Annotated in this window: 9 protein-coding genes; 5 read left to right on the top strand and 4 right to left on the bottom strand. The window is 70.5% G+C overall.

The window, feature by feature from the left end:
• Positions 1-2: 2 nt before the first annotated feature.
• The 3 genes from VNO22_18635 to VNO22_18645 are packed head-to-tail and all read right to left on the bottom strand — an operon-like array spanning position 3 to position 2,289.
• Positions 3-425 carry a DUF3299 domain-containing protein gene (locus tag VNO22_18635; GenBank protein HXG63395.1) on the bottom strand — a complete coding sequence of 141 codons (423 nt, stop codon included), beginning with the start codon at positions 423-425 and terminating at the stop codon, positions 3-5.
• A gap of 11 nt (positions 426-436) precedes the next feature.
• Positions 437-1,666, bottom strand: coding sequence for an ABC transporter permease (locus VNO22_18640; protein HXG63396.1), 1,230 nt, complete (start codon positions 1,664-1,666; stop codon positions 437-439).
• On the bottom strand, positions 1,618-2,289 hold the full coding sequence (locus VNO22_18645) for an ABC transporter ATP-binding protein (protein ID HXG63397.1): 672 nt from the start codon (positions 2,287-2,289) through the stop codon (positions 1,618-1,620). Before VNO22_18645 ends, VNO22_18640 begins: the two co-directional genes overlap by 49 nt.
• A 109-nt stretch (positions 2,290-2,398) precedes the next feature.
• Here VNO22_18645 and VNO22_18650 point away from each other — a divergent pair, with 109 nt between their 5' ends.
• Both VNO22_18650 and VNO22_18655 read left to right on the top strand, forming a co-directional pair.
• Positions 2,399-3,490, top strand: a complete 1,092-nt coding sequence (locus tag VNO22_18650; GenBank protein ID HXG63398.1) for a VWA domain-containing protein — start codon at positions 2,399-2,401, stop codon at positions 3,488-3,490.
• 87 nt (positions 3,491-3,577) lie between these two features.
• Positions 3,578-5,296, top strand: a complete 1,719-nt coding sequence (locus VNO22_18655) for an amidohydrolase (GenBank protein HXG63399.1) — start codon at positions 3,578-3,580, stop codon at positions 5,294-5,296.
• Here VNO22_18655 and VNO22_18660 read toward each other — a convergent pair whose 3' ends face one another.
• On the bottom strand, positions 5,297-5,554 hold the full coding sequence (locus VNO22_18660) for a hypothetical protein (protein HXG63400.1): 258 nt from the start codon (positions 5,552-5,554) through the stop codon (positions 5,297-5,299).
• Positions 5,555-5,746: 192 nt separating this feature from the next.
• Between VNO22_18660 and VNO22_18665 the strand changes: the two genes are divergently transcribed.
• From VNO22_18665 to VNO22_18675, 3 genes are all read left to right on the top strand, one after another.
• Positions 5,747-7,714: a right-handed parallel beta-helix repeat-containing protein gene (locus VNO22_18665; protein HXG63401.1), complete on the top strand. Its 1,968-nt coding sequence runs from the start codon at positions 5,747-5,749 to the stop codon at positions 7,712-7,714.
• A 41-nt stretch (positions 7,715-7,755) separates the two neighbouring features.
• The gene (locus VNO22_18670; GenBank protein HXG63402.1) at positions 7,756-10,227 is read left to right on the top strand and encodes a DUF3656 domain-containing protein; all 2,472 of its coding nucleotides are present in this window, start codon (positions 7,756-7,758) and stop codon (positions 10,225-10,227) included.
• 22 nt (positions 10,228-10,249) lie between these two features.
• Positions 10,250-10,498 (top strand): ferritin-like domain-containing protein (locus VNO22_18675; protein HXG63403.1); only part of this gene is annotated, 249 nt, incomplete at its 3' end.

Genomic DNA, 10,498 nt, shown 5'->3' on the forward strand with positions numbered 1-10,498 from the left:
CCTCACCGCACCACCTCCGCCTCGTCCATCCAGTAAAGCCCCAGCTGCCAGTCCCCGTCCCAGCGGTCCTCCACGAGAAAACGCCCCTCGACCGTCACGGGATCGGTCGTGTAGTCGGCCGTCCGGCCGGGCTTGAGGCGCACCTCGACATAATGGTTGATCTGCGGGCGGCGGCCGAAACAGCAGCTGGCCCGGTCCTTGACGAGAAGAAACGTCTTCAGACCCCGCGCCTGCGACGTGGGGTTCATAAAGCCGGTGGCCCTCACCCTCCGGCCGTTCCACCGTGTCACCGACTCCGGAAGCGTCATGCGGTCCTTGTATTCGAAGGCCCCCAGCTCCATCAGCGGGAGAGCCGGAACCTCCGGCTCGGGCGCCCGCCCGCACCCGGCCGCCCACACCCCGAACATCAGAACGATCCGCCGCATTCCGTTCTTTTCTACGACGTCGGGTTCAACCCCTCCGTCACCTCCATGCGATAGGCCGCCCACGCCGGGAGCAACCCCGCCAGAACGCCCAGAACCAGAACGCCCCCCAGGATCCCCAGCTCCTCCGGAAGAAAACCGAAGGCCGCCATCTCGACGCCCGCCCAGGCTGCCAGCGCCCGTCCCGCCGCCGCCGCCAGGAGATGCCCCAGGAGAATCCCCCCCGCTCCGCCGAGCAGGCACAGCGTCACGGACTCGAAAATCATCAGGCGGAAAATCGCCGCCCGCGGCGCGCCCAGCGCCCTCAGGATCGCGATCGAACGCCGCCGCTCCGCCATCGAAGCGTAGAGCGAAACCAGAATCGACCCCGCCGCCACCACGACCACGAGCCCCGCCACCGCCAGAAGAAGAAGGTCCACCTTGCCCACCAGCTCCAGGAGCTCCCCCACCACCCGCCCGGGGGCCGCCGCCACGACCTCCGGCCGCCGGTTGAGGTCATGCTCCAGCTGATAGGCCGTCCCCTCGCTCTTGGCCTTGACGAGCGCCGCCGAGATCTCCGGCCGCGCCTCGTGCCCCTCCGTGGCGTAGAAGCTGTCGAGGTTGATGAAGATCGCCCGATCGTGGGGCGTTCCCGTCGGCCGCAGAACCCCCACTACCGTCCACGTCTCCCCGTGCTCCTCCCCTTCGCCCTCCACTCCATGGGCCACCCGGAACCGGGCCCCGAGCCCCAACCCCGCCCGCCGCGCCGCCGCCGCCCCCACCACCGCCTCGAAAGGGCCGTCCCCCGGCTCCCCCGCCATCGTCCGCTCCAGACGCGCCGGATCGAACCGGAACACCCGTCCCTCGATTTCGAACGCCCGGTCGGGCCGCGGCCGGAAATCCCTGAAGAAACGGTCCGTGGTCCCCACCACGCGGAATCCCCGATAGGAATCCCCCACCGCGATCGGCACCGCCCAGGCCACGCCCCGGTGCGCCGCCAGCTCCCGGTATCGATCCCACGCGAGATTCCCCGGCGACCGATCGAGATGAAAGAGCGAATTGAGGACAAGCTGGACCGCGCTCCCCTTGCCGCCCACGACGAGGTCGCATCCGAAGGCGCTCTGACGGAACGCCTCCCCGCCCCGGGCATGAAGCGCCAGGACCGCCACGACGACGGACACCCCCAGCGCCACCGAGGACGCCGTCAGCGTCGTGCTCAGGCCCCGACGGGAGAGATTGCGCCAGACGAGGGTCCCGAGATGCATGAGAGATCCACCACGTCCTTAAAGCGTTCCATGACGTGCGGCTGGTGCGTCACGAGAACCAGCGTCGTCCCCGCCTCCCGGCAGACGTCCTTGAGGAGCTCCACGATCGAATCGCCCGTCCGGGGATCGAGGTTCCCCGTCGGCTCGTCGGCCAGGAGGACCTGCGGCCGGTGGACGACCGCGCGCGCGATGGCCACCCGCTGCTGCTGGCCCACGGAAAGCTCCCCCGGCAGGCGCCCGCGTTCCGCCCCGAGCCCCACGCGCTCCAGGGACGCTTCGGCCCGCGCGCGGTCCGGCCGTCCGGCGAACAGCATCCCCAGAAGCACGTTCTCCAGGGCCGTGAATCCCGGCAGCAGGTTGAAGGTCTGAAAGACGAACCCTACGTGACGGGCGCGGAACCGGTCCCGTTCGACCTCCGACATCCGGTGGAGCGCCTGGCCGGCGACCTCGACCTCTCCCGCGTCGGGAACCGCAAGCCCCCCGATCAGGTTCAGGAGCGTCGTCTTCCCCGAACCGCTCGTCCCGGTGATCACGCGCTGGGCCCCCGCCGGGATTTCCAGGCGGGGAATCTCCAGAACGAGGCGTCCCCCGTATCCCTTCTTCACGCCCGTCAGGCGGATCATCGCGCCGCTCACTGTACCAGACCGCGATCCTTCCGGGCATCCCTTTTTCGGGAACCGCCGCGCCCCCCGCCGCGTCGAAGGGGCGAACGATCCCGAAAAGGAGGCCGCCATGCACGCGCTCGTTCTTGCCGCCGCCCTGACCCTGGGGGTCCAGGACCGCGAAACGCCCCGGCCGATCGATCTCGTCTTCTGCGTCGACCGCTCCGGCAGCATGCAGCAGGTCATCGAAACCGCCAAGCGCAAAGTGTGGTCGATCGTCAACGAAATCGCCACCGCCAAGCCCTCGCCGCTCCTTCGCATCGGCCTCATCGGCTACGGCAGCGCCGACCAGGACCTCAAGCTCTTCCCCCTGGACGGGGACCTCGACCGGATGTACGAGAACCTCCTGACCTTCAAAGTGGACATGGGCGGAGACGAATGGGTCGGCTGGGCCGTCCGCCAGGCGGTCGAGCGCATGCCCTGGAGCTCCGATCCCAAGGCCCTGAAGATCATCTTTGTCGTCGGCAACGAAACCGCCGCCCAGGGCCGCCCGGAGCTTCTTTATACGAAGACCGTTCCGGAGGCCATCGCCCGGGGCATCATGGTCAACGCGATCTACTGCGGGCGGCCGTCGGCGGAGGAAGAGCGCACCTGGCGGGAGGTGGCTTCCCTGGCGGACGGGCACTACATGACGATCGACCTCTCGGGCGGCGCGGTGACGCTCGAAACGCCCCTGGACGGTCGGCTTCTGGAGCTCAACCGCAAGCTCAACGCGACCTATCTGCCCTTCGGCGGCGAAGGAAAACGCCGCAAGGAGCTCCAGGAGAAGCAGGACCGGGAAACCGCCGCGGTGGGCGCCCCCGTGGCCGCCGAGCGGGCGCTCGCGAAGGCCAAGGGCGTCTACGCGGCGGCGGAATGGGACCTCGTGGACGCCTCTCAAAAGGAGGGCTTCAAGCTCGAAGAGATCCGCGACGAGGACCTTCCCGCCGAAATGCGCGGCATGAGCCTGGAGGAGCGCCGCGCCCATCTGGCCGGGCTCCGCAAGGAGCGCGAAGAGATCCGCGCGGAGATCAACCGCCTGGACGTCGAGCGGGCGCGCTTCATTCAGGAGGAAATGCGCCGGCGCCATCTCACCGCGGACGGCGCCTTCGACGAGGCGGTCCGCCGCGCCGTCCGCGCCCAGGCGGCCCGGAAGGGCTTCGCCTTCGAAGATCCCCAGTAACTCCGCACGGATCGGAGCCGGCGGCCGCGGACGCGGGCGCCGGCTCCTTCTTCTTCCCTTTCTCGTCGCGCCGCGTATCCTGGGGGCATGAGAATTCCCGCCTTCGGCCTGCTCCTCGTCGCCGCGTGCTCCGCTCCCGCCCAGGCCCCGCCGGAGCCGGCCGACCTCGTCGTGCGGAACGGACGAATCCTCACCGTGGACGGCGCCTTCACCGTGGCGCAGGCGTTCGCGGTCCGCGAAGGCCGGTTCGTCTACGTGGGCACCGACGAAGGCGTCCGGCGATACATCGGCCCTTCCACACGGATTCTCGACGCGGCCGGGCGGAGCGTCGTCCCGGGCCTTATCGACACGCACGTCCACGCCCTGGGGGTCGCCGCCCAGGAGGCCGCGGAACCGTTCGCCCCGCTTTCCTCGATCGCGGAGGTCCAGGACTGGGTTCGCCGCAAGGCCGCTTCCCTCCCGGACGGCGAATGGATCCGGATCCCCCGCTCCTATCCCACGCGTCTGCGCGAGAAACGCTTTCCCACCCGGGAGGAGCTCGACGCCGCCGCCCCCCGGCATCCCGCGGTCTTCGACGGCGCGTACGCCCAGGTGGTCAACTCCGAGGGGCTGCGCCGGCTGGGCATCTCGCGGGATACGCCTTCCCCGCCAGAGGGCGAGATCGTGAAGGACTCCCGGGGCGAGCCCACGGGCCTCCTCCGGAATCTGCGGAGCCTCATCTTCCGCCGGCTTCCCACCCGTCCCGTCTCCGAAGACGAGATCCTCCGCCGCCTGGAGGAGGTGCATCTCAAATACCTCGAGGTGGGAATCACGAGCGTGGCGGAACGGGCGGCTTCGCTCGAAGGGTACGGGCGCTACCGCCGGCTCAAGGAGGAAGGGCGACTCCGCGTGCGCGCCGAGGTGACGATCCTCCTGGATTCCGGGGGCTCCGCGGAAGGGGCGGAGCGCTTCATCCGATCGCTGCCGTTCCGCCCCCGCGAGGGGGACGACTGGCTGCGCGTGGGCCCGCTCAAGATCACGGTGGACGGCGGGATCCTGATCGGGACGGCCTACCTGCGGGAACCCTACGGACCCGGAGCGGCGCGGCTCTATGCCGTCACGGATCCGACCTACCGCGGGACGCTGACGCTCTCGCCCGCGCAGGTCCGCGACCTTATCCGCACGGGACACCGGCTGGGCTGGCCCATGTCCGCGCACGTGACGGGCGACGCGGGGGTGGATCTCGTTCTCGACGCCGTGGAGGCCGCGGCCGCGGAGGCGCCGTTCCGCGGCCGGCCGTTCACGCTCATCCACGCCTACTTCCCCGACGCCGCCCTGGTCCGTCGCGCGGCGCGCCTCGGAGTGCGCGTGGACACCCAACCGGCGTGGTTCTACAAGGACGGCGACGCCCTGCGCGAGGCCCTCGGAGAGGAACGCCTGGCGCGCTTCCTCGGCCTGCGCGCCTGGCTCGACGGCGGAGTCACGGTCGCCATCAACACGGATCACATGTTCGGTCTGGACCCGGACGGGGCGATGAACCCGTTCAACCCGTTCCTCACGATGGACGTGGCGATCCGGCGGACGACCGAAGGGGGCCGCGTGATCGCCCCCGAGCAGGGCGTCACCCGCCCGGAGGCGCTTCGGATGATGACGATCGACGCGGCGCGGCTTCTCGGCGAGGAGGACCGCCGCGGCTCGATCGAGCCCGGCAAGCTCGCCGACTTCGCGATCCTCTCCGGGGACTTCCTCGGGTGTCCGCCCGAACGGTTCCGCAAGCTCCGGGCGGAGGTCACGGCCGTCGGCGGCCGCGTCGCCTTCGAACGGTAGCTAATTCAGCAGGGGCGAGCGGCAGGCGTGCGGCTCGCCCACGGACCGCTTGAGCCGCCGCAGAATGGCCCGTCCGACGCTCGGGGCGCCGAACATCAGGTTCGCCTCCGCCCCGCAGGGACACGCCATCGGATAACGCTCCTGGAGCGTATCCTTATCCGGAATGACCAGCCTCACCGGCGCCCCGCACGCGATGCAGCGGAAAACGAGAAGCACCCCGCCGTCCACCGCCTCGTGCCCTTCCAGCTCGAACGGCATCTTCGACATCCTTCCCACCTCCAGCGGGCCCACGCCGCGAGCGAAGGCTTCCGGCCTCCCCGTCGCCCAGGCCGCCGTGCGGCCCGGCGATCCGGGCGCGGGCCGGTCGATCGGGTCGTGCGCCCCGTTTCGTGATCCTTGTAAGCTCTATCGACCGGTCGGGGGCGGGACTTCACTCGGGAGAAATCGGCGATGCGCGCGCTTCTGATCCTGGCGCTTCTGGCCGTTCCGCAGGACCGGCCCGAGGCGGAATACTGCGTGGCCCCGGGCGGCGACGACGCCGGGCCGGGAACCTTCGAACGCCCCTTCGCCAGCCTCGAACGGGCGCGCGACGCGGCCCGGGCCCGGCGGGCCGGAAAGCCCGTGACCGTCTTGGTGCGGGGCGGAACGTACGTTCTGGACAAGCCTCTTCTCTTCGGCCCGGAGGATTCGGGAACGGCGCAGGCCCCTGTGGTCTTCGCCGCCTATCCCGGCGAAAAGCCGGTCCTGAGCGGCGGAATCCGGCTTTCGGGCTGGCGGCGGAGCGACGTCCACGGACGTCCGGCCTGGACCGCGGAGTCTCCCGAAACGCGCCAGCTTTTCGTCCGCGGCCGGCGCCGCCCCCGAGCGCGGCTGCCCAAGGAAGGGTTCTACACGATCGCCGAGGTCCTGGACGCCGGACGCGGCATCGACGCCGGCGCGCGCCGATTCCGGTTCGCCCCCGGGCAGCTCCGCTCTTCATGGGCCAATCTCGAGGACGTGGAGGTCGTGGCGCTTCACTTCTGGCATGACGAGCACCTGCCCGTCACGGCGGTGGACGAATCGGAGCGGATCGTCTCCTTCGGCCGCCGGAGCATCCGGCGCCTGACCGAAGCGCACGACGCCCGTCCCGCCCGCTTCTACGTGGAAAACGTCTTCGAGGCCCTGGAGCGGCCGGGCGAGTGGTACTGGGACCGGCGGCACGGCACGATCCATTACCTGCCCCTCGAGGGAGAGGAGGATCCGGAGACCCTGGAGGCCTTCGTTCCGCGGCTTCAGGAACTGGTGCGCTTCGAGGGCGCCCGCCACATCCGCCTGAGAGGGCTCTCGTTCGCCCACGCGGACGCCGTCTGTCCGCCGTCCTCGCGGGATCCGGAGCTGGCCGGCCCCTCGCAGGCCGCGGTGACCGCCACGGCCGCGATCCGCTTCGCGCACGCCGAATCCTGCGCCCTCGAGGACGGGGAGATTTCCCAGGTGGGAGGCTACGCGGTCGAGATCGGCCCGGGATGCTCCCGGATCGAAATCCGCGGCAACGTCCTGCGCGACCTCGGAGGCGGGGGCATCCGGGTCGGAAGCGCCGGCTCGCGCGAGAACCCCGCGCGGGAGAACGTCATCACGGACAACCGGATCGAGGAGGGCGGGCGGATCTGGCACAGCGCCGTGGGAATCCTCGTCCTCCACAGCGGCGGCAACGTCGTCGCCCACAACCTCATCCGCGACTTCTTCTACACGGGGATCTCGGTGGGCTGGATCTGGGGCTACCGCGACAGCCCCGCGCGGGACAATCGGATCGAGCGCAACCACATCCACCGCATCGGGCAGCGGGTGCTGTCCGACATGGGCGGCATCTACACGCTGGGGCCCTCGCCCGGCACGGTGGTGCGGAACAACCTCATCCACGACGTGGACTCCTTCGCGTACGGCGGCTGGGGCATTTATTTCGACGAGGGCTCGACCGGCATCCTCGCGGAGGACAACGTCGTCTACCGGACCAAGGACGGCGGCTTTCATCAGCACTACGGGAAAGAGAACGTGGTGAGGAACAACATTTTCGCCTTCGCGCGCGAGGCGCAGATCGGCCGGAGCCGCCACGAGCCGCACCTCTCGTTCACCTTCGAGCGCAACATCGTAGTCTGGACGGAAGGGACGCTCTTCCGCCGGGGCTATTCCGACAAGGTGGGCCACGGCTACCGGTTCGACCGGAACGTCTACTTCCAGACCGAAGGAAAACCCGTGAGTTTCGGCGGCCTGTCGCTCGAAGAATGGCGGGCCCTCGGGCAGGACGCCGAATCCGTGGTGGCCGACCCGCTCTTCGTCGATCCCGGAAAAGACGACTTCCGGCTGCGCCCCGAGTCGCCCGCCCTGCGCCTCGGATTCCGCCCGATCGATCTTTCGGACGTCGGTCCCCGGAAGCGGCGTTAGGGTCTTGCGCCGCCCCGTCCGGCGCGCGTATAGTATCGCCCATGCGAACGGCTCCCGCGCCGGGGGCCGCGGGGTCCATTCCCGCGCGCGCCCGGCCCGAGGTCCTCGCCCCGGCGGGCGACTTCGAGTGCGTCCGCGCGGCCGTCGAGAACGGCGCCGACGCGGTGTACTTCGGGGTCCAGAAGTTCAACGCCCGCGCCCGGGCCCGCAACTTCGCCCCGGAAGAGCTGCCGGACCTCTTCTCCTTCCTGCGCCTGCGCGGCGTGCGCGGATACGTCGCCTTCAACACCCTCGTCTTCTCGAACGAACTCGACGAGGCCGAACGGCTCCTCGAGCGGATCCTCGCCGCAGGACCCGACGCCTTCATCCTTCAGGACCTCGGAATCGCCCGGCTCCTGCGCGAAATGGCCCCCGGAGTGCCCCTCCACGCGAGCACCCAAACCACGACCACCTGCGCCGAGCAGATGGGGCTCCTCCGCGAACTGGGCTTCTCCCGCGTCATCCTGGCGCGCGAACTCTCGATCGAGGAGATCCGCCGCATCCGGGCCGCCACCGACATGTCCCTCGAAGTCTTCGTTCACGGAGCCCTCTGCGTGGCCTACTCGGGACAGTGCCTCACGAGCGAAGCCCTCGGGGGCCGTTCCGCCAACCGCGGGGCCTGCGCCCAGGCCTGCCGCCTCCCCTACGAGCTCGTCGTGGACGGCGCGCCGCGGGACCTGGGGGACCGGCGGTACCTCCTGTCGCCTCTGGACCTGGCGGCCCCCGACCTCGTGCCGGAACTCGCGGGGCTCGTCGACTCCATCAAGATCGAAGGCCGCCTCAAGAGCGCCGAGTACGTCGCCGCCGCCACCCGCGCCTACCGCAAGGCCGTGGACGAGGCCGTCCCCCTGTCGCGCGACGAGGAACTGGCCCTCCGCCAGGTCTTCTCCCGCGGCTTCTCCCACGGCTTCCTCTCGGGCGTCAACCATCAGGCGCTCGTCGAAGGACGCTCCCCCCGCAAGCGGGGACTCTTCCTCGGCCGCGTCTCCGCCGTCCGCGGGCGCCGCGCGGAAGTGACGCTTCAGGCCCCCCTCAAGCCCGGCGACGGCGTGGTCTTCGACTTCGGGAATCCCGAGGCGGACGAGCCCGGCGGCCGGGTGCTCCACCTCTGGCGGGACGGACGGCGCGTCGAAACGGCCGACGCTCCCGACGTCGTCGAATTCGAAGTCCGCGGCGTTCCTCCGCCCCGCCCGGGCTGGAAGGTCTGGAAGACGGACGACCCGGCGATCAACCGCGGGCTCCGCGCCACCTTCGAGCGCACGGGAACGCGCGTCCCGGTGGACGCCGTGGTCGAGGAATGCGACGGGCGCCTGCGCGTGACCTTCACGGACGGCGAACGCTCGGTCCGCGGCGAGGCGGGCCCGCTCCAGCCGGCCCACACGCGCCCCCTCACGGCGGAATACCTGCGCGAGCATCTGGGGCGCCTGGGACAAACCCCCTTCGAGCTGCGCGGGCTCGACGTCCGCCTGGGTTCCGTGATGCTCCCCGTGAGCCGCCTCAACGACCTGCGCCGGAGGCTCGCCGAGGAGCTGGCGGAGGCGCGGCGGCGGAGCCGGACGTGCGAGATCCGGCCCGGGGCGCTCGGCCGCCTCCGGCGAACGCCGCCGAGGACCGCTCCGGGGGAACCGCGCCTGGTCGTCCTCTGCCGCTCCCTCGAACAGCTGGCGGCCGCGCTCGAGGAGGGGATCCGCTTCGTGGCCTGCGACTTCGAGGACATCCGCCGCTACCGGGAGGCGGCCTCCGGCGCGCGCGCCGCGGGGGCGCGGATCCTTCTGGCCCCGCCGCGGGTCCACAAGCCGGGGGAGCTCGGAATTCTCCGCTCCCTCCTGGGGGCCGGAGGGGACGGCTTCCTCGTGCGCTCGACGGCGCACCTGGACTTCTACCGGCGCGAGGCGCCCGGGGCGATCCTCGCCGGCGACTTCTCGCTCAACGTGGCCAACGAGCTGGCGGCGGAGACCCTCCTTTCCCGCGGCCTGGAGCGTTTCGTGCCGAGCTACGACCTCACCTGGGAGCAGCTTCAGGCGCTCCTTGAGCGCGTCGACCCCGGCCGCGCCGAGGTCGTGGTGCATCAGCACATGCCCATGTTTCACATGGAGCACTGCGTCTTCGCCGCCTTCCTTTCGACGGGCAAGGACAGCACCGACTGCGGCCGCCCCTGCGACCGTCACCGGGTGGAACTGCGGGACCGCGCGGGCATGGCCCATCCCGTCCGCGCGGACGTCGGCTGCCGCAACACCGTCTACAACGCCGTGCCCCAGAGCGCCTCGCCGTACGTCCGGGGGCTCCTCGAGCGCGGCGTCCGCTGGTTCCGCCTGGAGCTGCTCGGCGAGGACGCCTCCGCCGCCCGCCGCCTCGTGCGCGCCTACCGCGAGCTTCTGGCCGGTCGCGGCGACGGCCACGTTTTGTGGAAGGAATTGCGCGCCTCGAGCGTTTTAGGAGTCACCCGCGGACCTTTGGGTTCGCCCGCGGAATGATCGGCTCCTTCGAACGGGAGGGATGATGAACGTCGAGATCGGGCTTTCGGAAAAGAACCGCGCCGCCGTGTCGGAAATCCTGAACGCGCTTCTGGCGGACGAGGCGGTGCTCTACACGAAGACGCGCAACTACCACTGGAACGTCACGGGCCCCCAGTTCAACGACCTGCACAAGTTCTTCGACGAACAGTACGGGGAGCTCAACGAGATCGTGGACGACGTCGCCGAGCGCGTCCGCAGCCTCGGCGGGCGGCCGATCGGCACGCTCGCG

Source organism: Planctomycetota bacterium (assembly GCA_035574235.1).
Classification (GTDB): domain Bacteria; phylum Planctomycetota; class MHYJ01; order MHYJ01; family JACPRB01; genus DATLZA01.